The organism is Bittarella massiliensis (ex Durand et al. 2017), assembly GCF_017566145.1.
In the GTDB taxonomy this organism is placed as follows: domain Bacteria; phylum Bacillota; class Clostridia; order Oscillospirales; family Ruminococcaceae; genus Bittarella; species Bittarella massiliensis_A.
Genome location: NZ_JABFCL010000002.1, coordinates 378,947 through 398,269 on the forward strand (window position 1 = coordinate 378,947; position 19,323 = coordinate 398,269).

The following is a 19,323-nucleotide window of genomic DNA, read 5'->3' on the forward strand; positions in this document are numbered from 1 at the left end:
ATCTGTGTTTTCGTTTGGTAAGAACGCGTTCAAAAGAACCAGGGGCGGCGTTTTGCCGGGGCACCTTAAGAACACCAGCGGGTGCGCCACCGAGGCAATGCCGATCCCCAAAACCGTCCGCATCCACCTGGCGCAGCACGTGGGCAAGCCCTGCGAGCCCACAGTCAAGCCGGGGCAAGAGGTGTTTGTGGGCACCGTCATCGGGCGGACCGAAGGGGGGCTGGCCTCTGTCGTTCACGCCAGCGTCTCAGGCAAGGTGAGCGCCATTGAGGAGTTCATTCTGCCCAACTCCATCCGCACCAAGGCGGTGGTCATTCAGGCCGACGGGGCCCAGACCCCGGACCCCGCCATCGCTCCCCCGGAGGTGTGCGACCGGGAGAGCTTTTTGGCCGCCGTGCGGGAGTCGGGCCTCATCGGCCTGGGGGGCGCGGGCTTTCCCACCTATGTCAAGCTCACCCCGCAAAACCCCGAGGCCATCGACACCCTGATCATCAACGGGGCCGAGTGCGAGCCCTTCCTCACCGCCGACTACCGCGAGTGCCTGGAAAACGGAGACGATGTGCTGGAGGGGGTGCGGCTGGTGCAGAAGTATCTGGGCATCCGCACCGCCCTCATCGGCATTGAGGGGAACAAGCCCGAGGCCATCGCCGCCCTGACCAAGAAGGCCGAGGGGGACGAGCGCATCCAGGTGCGCACCCTGGTCACCCGCTACCCCCAGGGGGCGGAAAAGGTGATCGTCAACGAGCTCACCGGCCGGGTCATCCCCAAGGGCAAACTGCCGGCCGACGTGGGGGTGGTGGTGCTCAACATCTCCACCGTGGCCTTTATCGCCCGCTATTTAAAGACCGGCACCCCCCTGGTGGAAAAGCGGATCACCGTGGACGGCGACTGCATCAAGACCCCCAAAAACGTGCTGGCGCCGGTGGGCGCCTCCATCGCCGACGTGGCGGCCTTCTGCGGCGGCTACGCCGAGGAGCCCAAGAAGATCCTGTTGGGCGGCCCCATGATGGGGATGTGCGTCTACACCGACGCCTACAACGTGGCCAAAAACACCAACGGCCTTCTCTTTTTGGGGGACAAGTATGTCAAGAGCCAGGCGGTCCTGGCCTGCATGAAGTGCGGCCGCTGCGCCGACGCCTGCCCCATGGGACTGATGCCCCCCCAGATATACGAGGCCAACAAGGTAAACGACATGGAAGAGGTGGCCCGGCTGCAGGTGGACGCCTGCATGGAGTGCGGCTGCTGTGCCTTTGTCTGCCCCTCCAAGCGGCCGGTGACCCAGGCCATGCGGGAGGCCAAGGCCAACCTGCGCGACTACCGCGCCGACAAGAAGAAATAGAGAGGGGAGGGGACAACTTGAACACCCAAACAATCGAAAACAAGCTCATCGTTTCCTCATCGCCCCACCTGCGGGACAAGCGCACCACCTCTTCGGTGATGCGGGACGTGGTCATCGCCCTGATTCCGGCGATCGTCGCCTCCGGCATCCTCTTTGGCACCAAGGCGCTGATCCTGATCGCGGCCTGCATCGTCTCCTGCGTGGGCTTTGAGTATCTCTGGAACCTGCTGATGAAAAAACAGCAGACGGTGGGGGACTTCACCGCCGTCATCACCGGCATTCTGCTGGCCTTCAACCTGCCGGCCACCCTCCCCATCTGGATGGCGGTCATCGGCTGCTTCGTGGCCATCGTCGTGGTCAAACAGCTCTTTGGCGGCCTGGGGCAGAACTTTGTCAACCCGGCCATCGGCGGACGGATCGTGCTGGCCCTCTCCTTCACCTCGGCTATGACCGCCTACCCCAACGCCTTCTACTTTAAGGCCGGGGTGCAGACCATGGCCAGCGCCACCCCCCTGGTGTCCATCAAGAACATGTTTGCAAACGGCACCTGGGAGAAGCTGCCCAGCAACCTGAACCTCTTTTTGGGCAACCAGCCCGGCGTGCTGGGTGAGACCTGTGCCCTGGCGCTGATCGTCGGCGGGGTCTACCTGGTGGTTCGCCGGGTCATCAACCCCATCATCCCCTTGAGTTTCATCGGCACCGTCTTTGCCCTCACCGCTGTGGCCGGGGCCAACCCCCTGCAGCAGATTCTCTCCGGCGGGGTGATGCTGGGGGCCATCTTTATGGCCACCGACTACTCCACCAGCCCCATGACCAACGGGGGCAAGCTGATCTTCGGCATCGGCTGCGGGCTGATCACCGTGCTCATCCGCCTGTTCGGCTCCAGCGCCGAGGGGGTCAGCTACTCCATCATCTTGATGAACATCCTCTCCCCCCAGATCGACCGGTTGACCCGGCACAGAGTGTTTGGAGGTGGCAAGTAGGAATGGAGAAGAAAAACACCTTTCGGGAGATCGTCTGGCCGATTCTCTCCCTGACCATCATCTGCCTGGTGGTCTCCCTGGCCCTGGGCGGGGTCAACATGCTGACGGAAAAGAAGATTCAGGACAACCTGGACGCGGTGGCCAACGCCGGCCGCCGGGAGGTCCTGCCCGATGCGGCCGACTTTGAAAAGATTGAACTCACCCCCGAGATGGAGGCCCTGGGCGTCACCGAGGTGTACAGCGCCGGCGACGCGGGCTTTGTGATCTCCGCCTCCCAGAAGGGCTACGCCGGCCAGGTGCCGGTGATGGTGGGCATCGGCGCCGACGGCGCCATCACCCGCATCAAGGTGATGGACAACGAAGAGACCCCGGGCCTGGGCAAGCGGGTCGAGGAGGAGAGCTTCTGGGGCAAGTTCTCCGGCAAACAGGGGAGCGTGGCCGACGTGGCCACCCTCGCCGGAGCCACCTTCTCTTCCACCGCGGTGCGCGACAGCGTGCAAAACGCCCTAAGCGTCTATGAGATGGTGAAAGGAGGGGCAAACTGATGGCAGAACAGAAAAAGGGGGGCCACCTGAAAAACCTCACCAACGGCCTCTTAAAGGAAAATCCGGTCCTGCGGCTGGTGCTGGGCACCTGCCCGACCATGGCCGTCACCACCATGGCGGCCAACGGCCTGGGGATGGGCATTGCCGCCACCGTGGTCCTCATCGGCTCCAACCTGGTCATCTCCCTGCTGCGAAACTTCATCCCCAAACAGGTGCGCATCCCCGCCTACATCACTGTGATCGCCGGCTTTGTGACCATGGTGCAGCTGATCGTCAAGGCCTTCGCCCCCGATCTGGACAAGGCGTTGGGCATCTTCCTGCCCCTAATCGTGGTCAACTGCATCATCCTCGGCCGGGCCGAGATGTTCGCCTCGAAACACGGGCCGCTGGACTCAGTCCTCGACGGTCTGGGGATGGGCGTCGGCTTTACGGTGGTGCTGGTGATCATGGGCTCCATCCGCGAGATCATCGGCAGCGGCACCTGGTTTGGCATCGCCCTCACCGCCGACCTCATCACCCCCATGGGGATCATGAAGCTGGCCCCGGGCGGGTTCTTCCTCTTCGGCTGCCTGATGGCCCTGGCCAATGTAATCACCACCCGCAAGACCGGAAAGCCCGCCGTGGGCAAGATGGACGGCTGCGCCGGCTGTGCGGGCTGTGCCAACAAGGAAATCTGCGGTGAGGTCGAGAAAAAAGAGGAGGGCGAGAACCGATGAAACAGATTTTTGTCATTTTGGTCAGCGCCATCCTGGTGGACAACTTCGTCCTCTCCAAATTCCTGGGCTGCTGTCCCTTCCTGGGGGTCTCCAAAAAGATGGATTCCGCCCTGGGGATGAGCGGTGCCGTCATCTTCGTCATGGCCCTGGCCTCGGCGGCCACCTGGCCCATTCAGCACTACCTGCTGGAGGAGATGAATCTGGAATACATGAACACCCTGGTGTTCATCCTGGTCATCGCCGCCCTGGTGCAGCTGGTGGAGATCATCCTCAAGCGCTATATCCCCAGCCTGCACAAGGCCCTGGGCATCTACCTGCCCCTCATCACCACCAACTGCGCGGTGCTGGGGGTAACCATGCTCAACGTGGACAACAAGTACGGCTTTTGGGAGTCGGTGGTCAACGGCATCGGCGCGGGCGTCGGCTTTATGCTGGCCCTGGTGCTCTTCGCCGGGGTTCGCCGCAAACTGGAGAGCTGCGACGTCCCCAAGGCCTTCCGGGGCCTCCCCATCACCCTGGTGGCCGCTTCGCTGGTCTCCCTGTCCTTTATGGGCTTCGCCGGTCTGGCGGAGAACATGTTTAAGTAAGGGGGGCTGAGAGAATGAATATCCTGCTCAACGGGGTCATGGTGGTCACCGGCCTGGGGCTGGCCGCCGCCATCATTCTGGTGGCCTTTTCCAAGATCATGGAGGTCAAGACCGACGAGACGGTGGAGCGCGTGCGCGAGGTCCTGCCGGGGGCCAACTGTGGCGCCTGCGGCTATGCCGGCTGCGACGAGTACGCCAAGGCGGTGGCCGCCGGCCAGGCCGAGGGCAACCTCTGCGTGCCTGGCGGGGCCAAGACTGCCGAGGAGATCGCCGGGATCACCGGCCGGGCTTCCGGCGCGGTGGCCAAGCGGGTGGCGGTTGTCGCCTGCCGGGGCAACGCCCAGCACACCCGCACCAAGATGGCCTATCAGGGCATCTCCACCTGCCACGCGGCCAACCGGTTCTTCGCCGGCGACTGGGTCTGCCCCGACGGCTGTCTGGGCCACGGGGACTGTGTCTCCGCCTGCATGTTCGGCGCCCTCTCGGTGGAGGACGGGGTCGCGGTGGTGGACCGGGAGCTCTGCACCGGCTGTGGGGCCTGCGTCAAGCGCTGTCCCAACCACCTGATCCAGCTGGTGGACGACTCCAAGGCCTCGGCCTATGTCCTCTGCCGCAACCACCAGAAGGGCGGCGTCACCCGCAAGGGCTGCGACGTGGGCTGCATCGGCTGCCAGAAGTGCGCCCGCACCTGCCCGGTGGAGGCCATCCACATGGAAGAGAACCTGGCGGTGGTCGACCCCGCCGTCTGCATCGACTGCGGCAAGTGCATCGGCGAGTGCCCCACCGGGGCCATCACCCGCATCCTGGCCGACTGATTTTAGATCGCTGTGAGAAGCGCTGCCCGCCGGGCGGCGCTTCTTTTACGCCTCTTTTTGGGCGGTGGGAAGGGCTGTTCGCCCCCTCGACTGCCAGTCGATTGCCAGTTTGCCCCGCCTGTGCTATGGTGAAGAAAAGAGAGGGGAGCGGAGAAGATGGACGGTGTGCGGTTTGGACAGTTTGTGGCGCGGTGCCGCCGGGAGGCGGGTCTCACCCAGCGGCAGCTGGGGGAGCGGGTGGGGGTCACCGACAAGGCGGTCTCCAAGTGGGAGCGGGGCCTGAGCCTGCCCGACGTGGCCCTGCTGGAACCCCTGGCTGAACAGCTGGGGGTGTCGGTGGCCGAACTGTTGCAGGGGAAGCGGCGGGAGTCCCCCGCCCCCGAGGTGGAGGAGGCGGTGGAGAGCGCCCTCTCCCTCTCCCGGCGGGAGTTGGACCGCCGCCGCCGCCAGCGCCGGGCGCTGCTGCTGGCCGGCTGTCTGCTCTTGCTCGTCTCCCTCTGCCTGGCCGTTTTGTTTTACCGCACCTGCGTGGCCCCCTATCCCCAGTCGCTCCACTACTTCTCCCCGCCGGCCAGTTGGAGCGCAGGGGACACCGGCCAGTGGGAGGAGCGGTTTCCCGCCCACTCCGCCTACGCCATGGGACTGGATGAGCGGGGGCGGCCGGTCTTTCAAAACCCCTCCGCCGCCCTGAAAAAGGTCTCTTCCGACTGCAGCGACGCGACGGCCTACCTCCGAAAGCGCCACCATCTGCTGCCCTTCTCCCGCTTTACCCTGCAAAGCTACGGCGTCTACGGCTGGCAGATCGACACCGAAGAGGAGCGGGTGGCCACCCAGGGGCGGCTGCTCACCAGCTTTTGGGACATCTACCAAAACAGCTACGATTGAACAGCCACGCCTTCTGTGCAAGCTGCTCGATGTTTGCGCCCTTCTTTGCCTATTTTGACACTAGGCATGCACTGCACAATGCGATATACTATGTATACAAAGGTATAATGCGCAGCAGTGTATAGCTGCCCTGTTCAGAAAGGGGGAAGACAGCGGTGAAACGGACACGTTGGCCTGTTTTTTTGTTGGCAGTGGGGGTGGCGGCCGCCCTTGTTGGCTGCAGCGGGCGCACAGGGGGAGAGGAAGGGGTGACCCCAGTCTCCTCCGCGCCGCCCTATCTGCGGGTGGAGGAGCCGGGGCAGGAGATGGCCCTGCCGCCCGAAGTTATTTTCCGCCACCAGTCCACCTGCAAGGAGGAGGGGATCTTTCTCTGGAAGGTGATCGCCGCCCGGGATGTGGCTGACCCCACCTACCTGGCAGTGGAGATGGAGATCCCGGTATTGGTTCACTCCTGCCAGTCAGGCGACCACTTCGTTGAGACCGAGGAAAAGCCCGCCTATCGTCTGTCGGGGCAGTTGCGCTTTGAGGAGACGGGGGGCTTAATAGTTAATTTTTGGAACAAGAATGGCAGATTGCAGCTCTTTTACGAATTGCAAGTTGAGGTGGACTACGGCTACCCCAGCAAAAAATCCTCCACCCGGGCCCAGCGCGACGCCCGGGACGCGGCGGCCGAGCAGCTGGGGCTGGGGCGAAACGCCCACGCCTTCCGGCGGCAGCTGCCGCTGGAACTGGCGGGGCTGCACTACTACGACGGCTCGCCCGACATCTATCCCCGCACCCTCTCAGGCGCGCTGGAGGGATAACGCCGCCTTTTCTCCGGCCGCCCGGCCCCTGTGACAGCGGGGACTGGGCGGCCCTTTTTGCCGCGCTTTTTCGCCTTTACGAACGGGGGCAAAGGGGATATAATGAAAGCGACTTGCAGGGCATTTTGCCTGTAAGAGCGCTGTGTGATTGGGAGAAGATGCTGTGAAGAGACAGATCAAGCGCACCTGGGCCGAAATTGACCTGGATGCCATCGAGGAAAACTATCGCGCCATCCGGTCCCTGTTGGGACCCCAGACCAAGCTGATGGCGGTGGTCAAGGCCGATGCATACGGCCACGGCGACGCGGAGACAGCCGCCGCCCTGCAGGATCAAGGGGCCGATTGGTTTGCCGTCTCCACCCTGACCGAGGCCATCTCCCTGCGGGAGGGGGGAATCGACCGCCCCATCCTGATTCTGGGGTTCACCCCGGTGGAGTGCGCTGGCGACCTGGTGCGCCACCACATCGCCCAGACGGTCTTCTCCCTGGACTACGCCAGGGAGTTGGAGCAGGCCCTGGCCGGCGGGGAGGAGCGGCTGGACATTCATATCAAGGTGGATTCGGGGATGAGCCGCCTGGGCTTTTTTGGCCCCCAGGCGGTGGAGGAGATCGCCCAGGTGACCGCCCTGCCCCACCTGCGGGCGGAGGGGATCTTCACCCACTTCTCGGTGGCCGACGAGGAGGGGACGGCCCCGGAAGAGCACACCCGGCTGCAGTACCGCCGCTTTATGGGGGTGGTCGAGGCCCTGGAGAGGCGGGGGATCACCTTTCCTCTGCGCCACTGCTGCAACTCGGCGGGCACCCTCAACTGGCCGGAGTTTCACCTGGATATGGTGCGCCCGGGGATCATCCTCTACGGCATCGCCCCCTGCAAAAACGAGCGCATCTCTCTGCGTCCGGCCATGCGCCTGAAAACGGTGGTGACCCTGGTGAAGACGGTGGCCCCGGGGGAGTTTGTCAGCTACGGGAACACCTATGAGACCCAGCGTCCCACTCGGGTCGCCACCCTGGCGGTGGGATATGCCGACGGCTACCAGCGGGCCCTCTCCTCCAAGGGGGCGGTGATCCTTCGCGGCCAGGTTGCGCCGGTGTTGGGCCGGGTCTGCATGGACCAGATGATGGTCGATGTCTCCCACATCCCCGATGTCTGCCGGGGGGACGAGGCCATCTTGTTTGGCGCCGAGGAAGACGGCCTCACCGCCGCCCAGCTGGCCGAGACCTGTGGCACCATCCCCTACGAGCTGACCTGCATTCTGGGCCGCCGGGTGCAGCGCATCTACCTGCGGGGGGGCCGGGTGGTCGACGTGTTGGACTACATCTGCTAAAAATGGTATAAATAAGTTTATATATAACGGATCGTATAGAAGGAGGCCACTCATGGAACTGAAAACCGCCGTTAAAACCCTGGCCGAGGAAACCCTTCCCTTTGTCAAAGAGACCTTTTTGGACCTGCACCGCCACCCGGAGTTGAGCATGAAGACCGAGCGCACCTCTCGCTTTGTCCAGGCTGAACTGGAGCGGCTGGGCTTTGCCTGGGAGCGGGTGGGAACCCATTCCATCATCGCCTTTTGGGATACCGGTCGCCCGGGAAAGACCCTGCTGCTGCGGGCCGACATGGACGCCCTGCCCCTGGACGAGGAGCCCCAGAACGACCGCCGCCCCAAGGCGGCGGTGTCGGAGAATCCCGGCGTCTGCCACGCCTGCGGCCACGACGCCCACACCGCCATGCTGTTGGGGGCCTGCCGGGTCCTCAAGGGAATGGAGGAGGAGCTGTCGGGCAAACTCTATATTGTCTTTGAAGAGGCGGAGGAGAACGGCGGGGTCTGCGATGAGATGGAGGCCTACTTCGCCGACATCCACCTGGACGGGGCCTGGGCCATCCACGTCTACGCCAAGCTGGAGACCGGCAAGATCAGCGTCACCCCCGGTCAGCGGATGGCGGGCTTCGGCCAGTTCGCCTTCAAGGTGCACGGAAAAGGGGGCCACAGCTCCCGCCCCGACCTCTGCAAAAATCCCATCTTCGTCACCTCCGCCATCCTGCAAAATCTGCAGAGCGCCTGGGTCAACATGCGGGATGTGACCAAGGTGGTGCCCCTGTCCATCGGCATCATCCAGTCGGGCACCAAGCCCAACATCATCCCCGAGACCTGCGAGTTCTGGGGCAGCATCCGCTACTTTGAGGTGGAGACCGGCCGCCGCTGCCAGGAGATCATCAAGCAGGTCACCGAGGACACCGCCAAGGTCTTTGGCTGCGAGGTGGAGCGCTTTGGCTACATCTTCGGCGAGAACATCGCCGAGACCGACCCCGCCTGTTCGGCCCTGGCGACCAGGGCCTTGAGCGATCAGCTGGGGGCCGAGGCCCTGCAGGACACCGACCCCTGGTACGCCTCGGAGACCTTTGCCGTCTACACCCGCCACTGCCCCGGGGTATTTGCCTTTTTGGGCTGCAAAAACGAGGAGGCCGGCTACACCGCCGACCACCACCACCCCCGCTTTGAGGTGGACCCCGACTGCCTGCTCATGGGGGTCGAGGCCACCAGCCGCTACGCCCTCGACTTTCTGCGGGGCTAGGCGGCGACTGCCACAGTGAGGAGAATATATGTACGAGACCGAAGAAACCCGCCCCCGCGCCCTGGCCGTGGCCCTGGACACCGGTGCTTACGACGCAGAGGCCTCCCTCTATGAACTGACCCAGCTGGCCGACACCGCCGGCATCGAGGTGGCCTGCACCGCGGTGCAGAAGAAGGACAGCCCCGACAACGCCACCTTTGTGGGTCCCGGCAAGCTGCGGGAGATCGCCCAGCTCTGTCAGGACGAGGAGATCGACGTCCTCCTCTTTGACGACGAGCTCTCCCCCATGCAAATTCGCAACATCGAACAGGTGGTGGGGTTGGCCCCGGTGGACCGCACCATGCTGATTTTGGACATCTTCGCCCGAAATGCCCGCACCCGGGAGGGGGCGGTGCAGGTCGAGCTGGCCCAGCAGCGCTACCGGTTGCCCCGGCTGGCGGGGGCCGGCGCCGCCATGAGCCGGCTGGGGGCCGGCATCGGCACCCGCGGCCCCGGCGAGAGCAAACTGGAGACCGACCGCCGCCACATCATGCGGCGGATCAAGTACCTGCAGCAGGACCTGCGCCAGATCGAGGCCCAGCGCCAGACCACCCACCGCACCCGCCAGAAGAGCGGGATCAAGACGGTGGCCCTGGTGGGATACACCAATGTGGGCAAGTCCACCCTTCTGGGCGCCCTCACCGGCGCCCAGGTGCTGGTGGAAGACAAGCTCTTTGCCACCCTGGACCCCACCGCCCGCAAACTGCCCCTCCCCGACGGGACCACCGCCCTGCTGGTGGACACGGTGGGCTTTGTCTCCCGGCTGCCCCACCACCTGGTGCAGGCCTTCCGCTCCACCTTAAAGGAGAGCACCTACGCCGACTTGATTTTGCAAGTCTGCGACCTGCAGGCGGACAACCTGGAATTGCAGTTGGCCACCACCCGCGAGACGCTGGAGAACTTGGAAATCGGCGAAACACCAATCCTTACAGTATTTAATAAGTGTGATAATACAAAATGTATGGAATCTCTCCCGGCCGGAGTCAGCCGGGAAGGGGCGGTCTTTGTCAGCGCCAGAACCGGCTACAACCTGGACGGGTTGCTGCAAAAGATCGCCGAGCTGCTGCTGGCCGACTACCTGCCGGTGGACTGCCTGCTCCCCTTCTCCCAGGCGGTGCTGGAAAACACCCTGCGGGAAAAGGGACAGCTTCGCCAGAGCGAGTACACCCCCGACGGCATCCACCTGGTGGGCAGCTGCCCGCAGGAGATTTTCTACCTCTTTGCGCCCTATCAGTGCGGAGGGACGGGGGAATAGCGACTGCCTGTGTGCAAAAAAAGGAGGGCCCGGCGCAGAGAATTTTCTCTGCGCCGGGCCCTCTCCTTTCATTCATTGGTGGGGCCTGCGGCCCTGACATCCAGGGGGCGCTGTCCGGCAGAAGAGGAAACACCCCTATAAACGGACGCGCTGTAAGGCGTAAAGGCCGTTTTGGCCGCTGATTATGGGAGGGGGCAGGCGGAAGGGCGCACTTTTTCTTGCCAAGGCGCTCTTGCCCCCCTGAGCGATTGAAAACGCCCAGTGCCGGGGGGCCAGTTTCATCGGCTCCGCAACTTGAAGCGGGTGAAAGACACTATACAGAAATCCAGTATCGCAGAATGATGCCGCTTTCGCTCAGTCCCACTGTGTCGGCGATCTCTTTTTCCAAAACACCTCCATTTTTGATGATCGTTCGCTGCGACGCCACATTGTTTTTATCACAGGTGAGTAAAACGCTGCTCTCTCCAAACGCGCGGCAGATCGGCAAAATCAATCTGAGCATTTCAGAGGCATAGCCTTTCCGGCGTTCTGATGGGCGGACACTATACCCGATGTTTCCGCCGAATTGGAAAAGGAAGCCGGATAAGGGGTGGCGAAAATCAATCATCCCGACAACCCGGTCGTCTCTTTGCCGAACAGCCAAAAATATCTCCGATGGGACGTATTCGCCCTTGTATTTTGCCTTTAGCCTTGTCTCAAAGTCGATCCACTCTCCAAAGGAATGGACGTCTTCAAGCCCTGCGCAGCCGTCAAAGCTGTCGCCGCTTTTTTCCATTTCCTCTTTATAACATATGACTTGTTCTGCATACTGTTCAGACGGTCTGACCAACATCAACGCGCACATGGCATCTGTCCTCGCACACTCAAAGTAATCGGTGCCCGCTTTTCGCCTTGAACACCCGAACTCGCTGTTTCTATTTTCTCCGCCGTCCCCCGCAGAGCGTTTTCCAGCGGCGAAATGGGAAATTGCGCCGCTTTCCCTCTCTTTTCTGTGGGGGAGACGGCATCGCAGCCGGACTGTTTCTGCAAGATGGCTGCATGCTCTGGGGAAAAGAACGATCCCCTTTCGGATAACCGTCGTTGGGAGCTTATTTTGCCTCCTCGCCAAAGGATGTCAACAGGGGACACACTTGTCGGCAGTGCGCTCCCTCCTGATGGGGGCAAAATGTCCTCTGCCAGGAAGGAATGGCGGCCTGACAGGGCGGAAAGCCTATTCTTCAATCACTTTTTTGTCTCCAAAATACTGTGTCAACATCAAGGGCAAAGCGCTGCAGGAGAGGATTCCGCCCAGTATCCCCGCCGGCAACATAAACATCATGAAAGCCATTGTGACAGCACGGTTTATGATTGACAAGATCAGTCCCCACAGTCGGCTTTTCCACAAGCCGACTGTGCCAATGACCCTCACCACCCCGTAAAGCGCCCCCATGACGAGCATCAAATGCATATTGTCTTCAAAATGCGGGACAACAAACGAGAACGGTTGACTGACATCAAATTGATCATTTCCCAAAACAAAAATGGGAATCAAGGAGAGACATCCCCCCCGATTTCCATAAAAACCAGTGGATCAGCATTAAAAGCGATGCAATCTATATTTTTTCAGAGGGTTTCTTTCCCCTCCTGATAGGCATTTTCCCGCACCCCATTTGCACTGGAGTCACACAAACGCCTTGTTTTTATACTACCATATAAAGAGTGTTTCCCGCAAGGTAGCCTGGCGGGCTGGACGGCGTTTTTCGATAGCTGCTGGCAGAGGGGGGCGCCGCCCGCCGGGGTTTGCGAAACCGGCAAAAATAGAGTATACTAAAACCATCTGACGGCTGTTGATGACAGGCGGCAGGAGAGATGCATGAGGAGGGCGATGCGACTGTGCCGAGAGAACACTATTTGGACAACAGCGCCACCACCCAGGTTTGGCCCGAGGTGGGCGACCTGGTGCGGGAGGTGCTGGTGGAGCGGTACGGGAACCCCTCCTCCCTCCACTCCAAGGGGCTGGAGGCGGAACTGCTCATGAAGGCGGCGGCCGCCGACCTGGCCCGCATTTTAAACTGTGCGCCGGAGGAGCTCTACTTCACTTCCGGTGGCACCGAGGCCAACAACTGGGCTATCCTCTCGGGGTACGAGAGCCGCCGGCGGCGGGCGACGGGGGTCATCACCACCGCCTTTGAGCACTCCTCGGTGCTGGAGCCGGTGCAGTACCTGGCCGAGCGCCAGGGGGCCCAGGCGGTCTTTGTCACCCCCGACAGCGAGGGGCATATCCGCCCGGCCGACGTGCTGGAACAGGTGGATGAAAACACCGCCTTGGTCAGCTTGATGGCGGTCAACAACGAGATCGGCACCGTTCTGCCCATCCAGGCCTTGACTGCCGCCATCAAAAAGAAGGCCCCCAAGGCCCTGGTCCACTGCGACGGGGTGCAGGCCTTTGGCAAGCTGCCCATCAACCTAAAGGCCTGGGGGGTGGACCTCTTCACCTTCACCGGCCACAAGATTCACGCCCCCAAGGGGGTGGGCGCCCTCTACATCAAAAAGGGGGTGCACCTGCCCCCCTTGGTTCGGGGCGGCAAACAGCAGCGGGGGCTGCGCCCGGGGACCGAGAACGTGGCCTACGCCGCCGCCCTGGCCCTGGCGGCAAAGCGCTGCGCCAGGGACCGCGCCCGGAATATGGAGCGGGTCACCGCCCTGCGCGACCGGCTGCTGGCCTGGGCCGCGGCGGACGGCGGGGTGCAGATCAACTCCCCCCAGGACGCCCTGCCCTACATCGTCAACCTCTCGGTGCCGGGCTTTCGCAGCGAGACGTTGCTGCACTTTCTGGCCGAGCGGGGGGTCTATGTCTCCAGCGGGTCGGCCTGCGCCAAGGGCGGCCCCAGCCACGTGCTGGCGAGCATCGGCCTCTCGGGTCCCCGGGGGGACAGCGCCCTGCGGGTGAGCATGGACGCGGGGAATACAGAAGAGGACATCGACGCGCTCTGCGCCGGGATCGAAGCGGCCCGGCAGAGCCTGGTTGGGAGAAAATAGAGTTTGAAAGAGATCATTTTGTTAAAGTACGGGGAGATCGCCCTCAAGGGCCTCAACAAGCAGAGCTTTGAGTCGGTCCTCCTGAAAAACGTCCGCCACCGGCTGCGGCTGCTGGGGCGCTTTGAGACCCGGGCCGCCCAATCCACCATTGTGGTGGAGCCGCTGGAGGAGTGCGACCTGGACCTGGTGGAGGAGCGGTTGAGCCACGTCTTCGGCATCTCCACCATCACCCGGGCCGCCGTCGCCCAAAAGGAGATGGGGGACATCGCCCGGGTGGCGCTGGAATACCTGGCCGACAGCCTGCCCCTGGTCTCCACCTTCAAGGTGGAGGCCAAGCGCTCGGACAAGACCTTCCCCCTCAAGACCCCCCAGATCTGCGAGGAGATCGGCGGCCTGCTGCTGGAGCGATTTGACAACCTGTCGGTGGATCTGCACGACCCCGAGTACCGGGTGGTGGTGGAGGTGCGCGACTTTGGCGCCTACGTCCACGGGGTGGCCCACAAAGCCGCCGGGGGGATGCCGGTGGGCTCCTCGGGGATGGGGATGCTGATGCTCTCGGGCGGCATCGACTCCCCGGTGGCCGGCTACATGATGGCCAAGCGGGGGGTACAGCTGTGCTGCATCCACTTCGAGAGCCCTCCCTACACCAGCGAGCGGGCCAAGCTGAAGGTGCTGACTCTGGCCGACAAGATGACCGAGTACTGCAACACCTTCGAGGTGCACGTGGTCCCCTTCACCCGCATTCAGGAGGAGATCAAGCGCAGCTGCAAGGAGGAGTACTTCACCGTCATCATGCGGCGGGTGATGATGATGGTGGCCAACCGGGTGGCAAAGGCCCGGGGCTGCGGGGCCATCATCACCGGGGAGAGCCTGGCCCAGGTGGCCAGCCAGACCATGCAGGCCATCGGCTGCACCGACGCGGCCAGCGAGCTGCCGGTTTTGCGCCCCCTCATCGGGATGGACAAGTTGGAGATCGTGGACATCGCCCGCAAAATCGACACCTTCGAGACCTCCATCCTCCCCTATGAGGACTGCTGCACCGTCTTTACCCCCCGGCACCCCAAGACCCGGCCGGTGCTGGAACAGATCGTCCGGGAAGAGGAGAAGCTGGATTTGGAGCCCCTCATCGAAGAGGCCGTCTCCGGCACCGAAAAACTGGTGGCCATCCTGCGGTAGGACACCGAGAGAGAAAAAGGGGGAAACCACACGTGAAAGCAGAAATCATCTGCGTCGGCACCGAGCTGCTGCTGGGCGACATCGTCAACACCAACGCCCGCTACCTCTCCCGCCAGCTGGCCAAGCTGGGCATTGACATGTACTACCAGAGCGTGGTGGGGGACAACAGCGCCCGGCTGTTGGAGGCGCTCAAACAGGCCCTCTCCCGCAGCGAGCTGATCCTCTTCATCGGCGGGCTGGGGCCCACCAAGGACGACCTCACCAAGGAGACTGTCTGCGGCGCCCTGGGGCTGGAGATGGAGATTCACCAGCCCTCCCTGGACAAGATCAAGGAGTATTACGCCCACCTCTGCGCCCAGATGACCGAGAACAACGTCAAACAGGCCTTGGTCCCCAAGGGGGCGGAGGTCTTTGAAAACCACCACGGCTCGGCCCCGGGCTGCGCCATCCACAAGGGGAACCAGTACATTGTGATGCTGCCCGGCCCCCCCTCGGAATTTGAGCCGATGGTGGACGAGTGGGTGGTCCCCTACCTGCAGTCGGTCACCGGCTGTACCATCTGGTCCACCACCCTGCGGGAGTTCGGCATCGGCGAGTCCCTTTTGGAGACCAAGATCGACGACCTGCTGCAGGGGCAAAACCCCACCGCCGCCGTCTACGCCAAGGAGGGCGAGGTGGAGATGCGCATCACCGCCAAGGCCGCCAGTGAAGAGGAGGCGAAGTCCCTCTGCGCCGGAGTGGCGGAGGAGATGAAGACCCGCCTGGGCGACGCGGTCTACGGCCAGGATGTGGAGAGCCTGCAGGAGGCGGTGGTGGCCGCCCTCAAGGAGAAAAAACTCACCCTGGCCACCGCCGAGTCCTGCACCGGTGGCCTCATGAGCCAGCGGATCACCCAGGTCCCCGGCGCCTCGGAAGTGTTCGGCTTTGGCGCCGCCACCTATGCCGATTTTGCCAAGCAAAACACCCTGGGCATCCGCCGCAGCTACTTCAAAAAGTACGGCGCGGTCAGCGAACAGGTGGCCTGCCGCATGGCCCTGGGGGCCCGCCGGCGGGGACACAGCGACATCGGGGTGGGGATCACCGGGGTGGCCGGCCCCGACAGCGATGACCGGGGCAACCCGGTGGGCACCGTATACATAGCCGCCGCCTTTGGCAAACAGCTCTACGCGCGCAAGCTGGAACTGAAAAACGGCAATACCTCCCGCGAGAAGATTCGCCACCTGGCCTGCATGCACGCCCTCGACCTGGTGCGCCGTCTGGCCCTGGGGCTGGACCTGTCGGCCTACACCACCTACAAGATCGCCAGCTACACCCGGGGCGACCGGGCGGTGCGGGCCCTGGACGGGGTGCGGGTGCTGGCCTTCTACCTGGCCCTCTGTGTCTTTATCGGCTCTTTGACCCTGGTGGGGCAGTACCTCTACGAGGGGTGGCAGAACAAAAGCAAAAACAGCGAGCTCACCAGCCTCTATACCTCCGGCGCCGACGTGGAGGTGGAACTGCCCGAGGGCTATCTCGACGACTACAAGGCCCTCTACCTGAAAAACAGGGAGGTGGCGGGCTGGATCAAGGTGCCCAACACCCAGATCGACTACCCCATCGTCCAGACCACCGACAACAGCTTCTATTTGAAAAACGACTTTTTCAAGGAGTACTCCAAATACGGCACCCTCTTTTTCGATTACCGCAACGACCTGAAAAACCCCGCCGAAAACCTGGTCATCTACGGCCACAATATGAAGGACAGCCAGATGTTCGGCGACCTGACCAAATTTCGGGATTTGGAGTTTTACAAGGCCAATCCGGTCTTTGAGATGGACACCGTCTACGAAAAGTCCCAGTACAAGGTGCTGGCCATCTTCACCGCCAACACCGAGCCCAGCCAGGGCGAGGTGTTTGACTACTACAACTCCTTGAGCTTCCTCACCGAGGAGGGGTTTGACGAGTTTGTGGACCAGATCACCAGCCGCTCCCTGATCGAGACCCCGGTGGATGCCCAGTACGGCGACACCCTGGTCACCCTCTCTACCTGCCTCTACGACTACGACGGCCAGCGGTTGGTGCTGGTGGGCCGCAAGGTCAGGGAGGGGGAGGACGCCGCAGTGGATGTGGAACAGGCCCAGAAAAACCCCAGCCCGGTGCAGCCCAAACTCTATCAAAATGGGGACCTGGCCTCGGTGGATTTGAACACCGACCTCTCCCACCTGACCCAGACCCAGGTGAGCAAGCCCACCCCCGGCGGCAGTTCCAGCGCCCCCGCCCACTCCGGCGGGCAGGGGAGCGCCTCCGCCGAACCCGCTGTCCCGGCGGACGGCAGTTCTTCCAGCGCCTCTTCCAATGCCTCGTCGGGGGGCAGCTCGTCCTCCTCCAGCGCCCCTTCCGGGGGCGGCAGCTCTTCCTCCGCCGGCAGTTCCCAGCCCGAGGAGGAGCCGGAGCAGCAGATTCCCCAGAGCATCTACGGCCTGAGCATCATGGGCGAGAGCGCCCTCACCGCCGATCAGCTGGCGGCCTATGTGCTGGCAAACAACCCCTCCCCCCAGCTCAACTGTTCGGTCAAAGAGTTGGCCAGCTACTTTTTGAGCGAGGGGAGGGCTGAGGGGGTGCGGGGGGACATCGCCTTCTGCCAGGCCATTCACGAGACGGGATTCTTTCGCTTCACCGGCGATGTGAAGTGGACCCAAAACAACTACGGCGGCCTGGGGGCCACCGGGGGCGGCGAGCCGGGTCTCTCCTTCGACAGCCCCCGCATCGGGGCGCGGGCCAACATTCAGCACCTGAAGGGGTATGGCTCCACCGCCCCCCTCAATCAGGCCTGCGTCGACCCGCGGTACAAGTACATCTCCCCCAAGGGAAAAGCTCCCCTGTGGGAAAACCTGGCCGGCACCTGGGCGGCCGACCGGAGTTATGCCTCCAAACTCAACAGCCACTACCAGCGGGCGCTGCAGTACTAAAACAGCATAGAAATTGTGCGGCGGGACCGGGCAGAAAGCCCGGCCCCGCCTGATGCAAAAAGGAAGAACGCCGATTGGGGCGAGCGGCTTTCGCCAGGGAGACCCCGGCGGTTTTGCCGCGTTTGTCCAGTGCCAACGCTTTCCCTAGAGTCCCTTTTGGGCGCTCTGTCCATAAACAAATCTGCCCTTTTGTCGCAGTTGTCAAAACGCGCCCCCCGCTCTTGTCAGGGGGCGCGTTTTATGCTATACTAAAACAGGATTTGTCAGAATGAACACCAGAAGGGGGATTTCTATCGTGAGCAAAACACTCATCAAAAACGGCATGATCATCACCGTGGACGGGGATGACCGGGTGTTGGACAGGGGCTACCTGGTCATCGAGGGCAACAAGATCGCCGAGATCGGCGCAGGGGACTACCAGGGCGAGGCCGACTGCGTGGTGGACGCGGCCGGCAAGGCCGTTCTCCCCGGCATTGTGGACGCCCACTCCCACGTGGCGGGCAGCCTCTTCAAAGCCCTCACCGAGGACCCGGAAAACGGCTTTTACGGCCTCTCCCTCCCCATGGAGGGCCAGCTGACGCCCGAGACCACCTACCATCTCTCCCTGCTGGGGGCGGTGGAGCAGATGAAGGCGGGCATCACCTGCACCAACGACATCTACCACTACATGGATCGGGTCACCCAGGCCTTTTATGACATCGGCATGCGGGCGGTGGTCAGCCAGAACATCGTCGACGTGGACATTGCCGCCCTGCGCTACGACGACTACACCCGCTACCCCAAGATGGGGCAGGATTTTGTGGAGCAGAACATCCGCCTGATCGAGGACTGGAACGGCAAGGACGACGGCCGCATCACCTGCCGCTTCGGCCCCCACGCCACCGACACCGTCTCGCTGGAACTGGCCAAGCAGATCGTCGAGTTGGGCGAGAAGTACGGGGTGGGCTTTCACACCCACATCTCCCAGTCCCCCCGCGAGGCAAAGTACGTGCAGGAGACCTATGGCTTCAGCTGCCTGGGCTACCTCAAGGAGAGCGGCCTGCTGGGCGAGCACCTGATGGGCGCCCACTGCATCTACATTGACGACGACGATGTGAAGATGCTGGCCGAGAGCCGCACCCCCATGCTCCACTGCGCCGAGATGCTGGGCAAGCGGGGCCATGTGCCCCCGGTTAAGCGGATGTTTGACGAGGGCGTCCGCCTGATTCTGGGCACCGACTGGGTCACCCAGGACTGCTGGACCAACATGCGCGCCGCCATCTCCATGGACCGGATGGCCGGCTGTACGGTGCACGACATGAACGCCAAAAAGGCGCTGCGCAAATCCACCATCGAGCCGGCAGAGGCCCTGGGCCTGGGCGACAAGATCGGTTCGCTGGAGGCGGGCAAACAGGCAGACGTCATCCTCGTCGACCTGCAGAGCCCCAACCTGACCCCCATGTTCGACGACCCGGTGGCCACCCTGGTCTACAACGCCAACCGGCACGACGTCTGCGACGTGATGATCGCCGGCCGTTGGACGGTGCGGGATCACCTCCTCAAGACCGCCGAGGAGAGGGAGATTCTCGCCAACGGGCAGAAGATCGCCAACGAGATTTACCAGGCCCACCTGGCCAGCAAGAACGCCGACTGGAACCACTGACG

Annotated in this window: 17 protein-coding genes; 15 read left to right on the forward strand and 2 right to left on the reverse strand. The window is 62.9% G+C overall.

Annotated elements, in window-relative coordinates:
• Window positions 1–4: 4 nt before the first annotated feature.
• The 11 genes from rsxC to hflX all read left to right on the forward strand — a co-directional run bounded on the left by rsxC (window position 5) and on the right by hflX (window position 10,537).
• The gene (gene rsxC / locus HJY11_RS04100; RefSeq protein ID WP_208074714.1) at window positions 5–1,339 is read left to right on the forward strand and encodes an electron transport complex subunit RsxC; all 1,335 of its coding nucleotides are present in this window, start codon (window positions 5–7) and stop codon (window positions 1,337–1,339) included.
• Window positions 1,340–1,356: 17 nt separating this feature from the next.
• On the forward strand, window positions 1,357–2,322 hold the full coding sequence (locus tag HJY11_RS04105; protein ID WP_279571018.1) for an RnfABCDGE type electron transport complex subunit D: 966 nt from the start codon (window positions 1,357–1,359) through the stop codon (window positions 2,320–2,322).
• A gap of 2 nt (window positions 2,323–2,324) precedes the next feature.
• Window positions 2,325–2,867: an FMN-binding protein gene (locus HJY11_RS04110; RefSeq protein WP_208074715.1), complete on the forward strand. Its 543-nt coding sequence runs from the start codon at window positions 2,325–2,327 to the stop codon at window positions 2,865–2,867.
• Window positions 2,867–3,583 (forward strand): electron transport complex subunit RsxE, encoded by a 717-nt coding sequence (rsxE, locus tag HJY11_RS04115; RefSeq protein WP_208074716.1) that lies wholly within the window; start codon window positions 2,867–2,869, stop codon window positions 3,581–3,583. Before HJY11_RS04110 ends, rsxE begins: the two co-directional genes overlap by 1 nt.
• The gene (rsxA, locus tag HJY11_RS04120) at window positions 3,580–4,170 is read left to right on the forward strand and encodes an electron transport complex subunit RsxA (protein ID WP_208074717.1); all 591 of its coding nucleotides are present in this window, start codon (window positions 3,580–3,582) and stop codon (window positions 4,168–4,170) included. The genes rsxE and rsxA overlap by 4 nt, the downstream gene beginning before the upstream one ends.
• 14 nt (window positions 4,171–4,184) lie before the next feature.
• Window positions 4,185–4,985: an RnfABCDGE type electron transport complex subunit B gene (locus tag HJY11_RS04125; protein ID WP_208074718.1), complete on the forward strand. Its 801-nt coding sequence runs from the start codon at window positions 4,185–4,187 to the stop codon at window positions 4,983–4,985.
• Window positions 4,986–5,141: 156 nt separating this feature from the next.
• Window positions 5,142–5,870, forward strand: coding sequence for a helix-turn-helix domain-containing protein (locus HJY11_RS04130; RefSeq protein WP_208074719.1), 729 nt, complete (start codon window positions 5,142–5,144; stop codon window positions 5,868–5,870).
• A 155-nt stretch (window positions 5,871–6,025) separates the two neighbouring features.
• Window positions 6,026–6,673, forward strand: coding sequence for a hypothetical protein (locus HJY11_RS04135; protein ID WP_208074720.1), 648 nt, complete (start codon window positions 6,026–6,028; stop codon window positions 6,671–6,673).
• A gap of 163 nt (window positions 6,674–6,836) precedes the next feature.
• Window positions 6,837–7,997: an alanine racemase gene (gene alr / locus HJY11_RS04140; RefSeq protein ID WP_208074721.1), complete on the forward strand. Its 1,161-nt coding sequence runs from the start codon at window positions 6,837–6,839 to the stop codon at window positions 7,995–7,997.
• 52 nt (window positions 7,998–8,049) lie between these two features.
• Window positions 8,050–9,243, forward strand: coding sequence for a M20 metallopeptidase family protein (locus HJY11_RS04145; RefSeq protein WP_208074722.1), 1,194 nt, complete (start codon window positions 8,050–8,052; stop codon window positions 9,241–9,243).
• Between the two features lie 28 nt (window positions 9,244–9,271).
• Entirely contained in the window at window positions 9,272–10,537 is a 1,266-nt protein-coding gene (hflX, locus tag HJY11_RS04150) for a GTPase HflX (RefSeq protein ID WP_208074723.1), read from the forward strand.
• Window positions 10,538–10,850: 313 nt separating this feature from the next.
• Here the strand turns inward: hflX and HJY11_RS04155 are convergent, their stop codons facing one another.
• Both HJY11_RS04155 and HJY11_RS04160 read right to left on the reverse strand, forming a co-directional pair.
• A complete protein-coding gene (locus tag HJY11_RS04155) occupies window positions 10,851–11,312 on the reverse strand; it encodes a GNAT family N-acetyltransferase (protein ID WP_368041534.1) in 462 nt (153 codons plus the stop codon).
• A gap of 435 nt (window positions 11,313–11,747) precedes the next feature.
• Window positions 11,748–12,068 carry a DUF2127 domain-containing protein gene (locus HJY11_RS04160; protein WP_208074725.1) on the reverse strand — a complete coding sequence of 107 codons (321 nt, stop codon included), beginning with the start codon at window positions 12,066–12,068 and terminating at the stop codon, window positions 11,748–11,750.
• A gap of 341 nt (window positions 12,069–12,409) precedes the next feature.
• Here HJY11_RS04160 and HJY11_RS04165 point away from each other — a divergent pair, with 341 nt between their 5' ends.
• The 4 genes from HJY11_RS04165 to HJY11_RS04180 all read left to right on the forward strand — a co-directional run bounded on the left by HJY11_RS04165 (window position 12,410) and on the right by HJY11_RS04180 (window position 19,321).
• The gene (locus HJY11_RS04165) at window positions 12,410–13,555 is read left to right on the forward strand and encodes a cysteine desulfurase family protein (protein ID WP_368041535.1); all 1,146 of its coding nucleotides are present in this window, start codon (window positions 12,410–12,412) and stop codon (window positions 13,553–13,555) included.
• 3 nt (window positions 13,556–13,558) lie between these two features.
• Window positions 13,559–14,731 carry a tRNA uracil 4-sulfurtransferase ThiI gene (gene thiI / locus HJY11_RS04170; RefSeq protein ID WP_208074727.1) on the forward strand — a complete coding sequence of 391 codons (1,173 nt, stop codon included), beginning with the start codon at window positions 13,559–13,561 and terminating at the stop codon, window positions 14,729–14,731.
• Window positions 14,732–14,763: 32 nt separating this feature from the next.
• Window positions 14,764–17,679 carry a competence/damage-inducible protein A gene (locus HJY11_RS04175; protein ID WP_208074728.1) on the forward strand — a complete coding sequence of 972 codons (2,916 nt, stop codon included), beginning with the start codon at window positions 14,764–14,766 and terminating at the stop codon, window positions 17,677–17,679.
• 295 nt (window positions 17,680–17,974) lie between these two features.
• A complete protein-coding gene (locus HJY11_RS04180; RefSeq protein WP_208074729.1) occupies window positions 17,975–19,321 on the forward strand; it encodes an amidohydrolase family protein in 1,347 nt (448 codons plus the stop codon).
• Window positions 19,322–19,323: the final 2 nt, after the last annotated feature.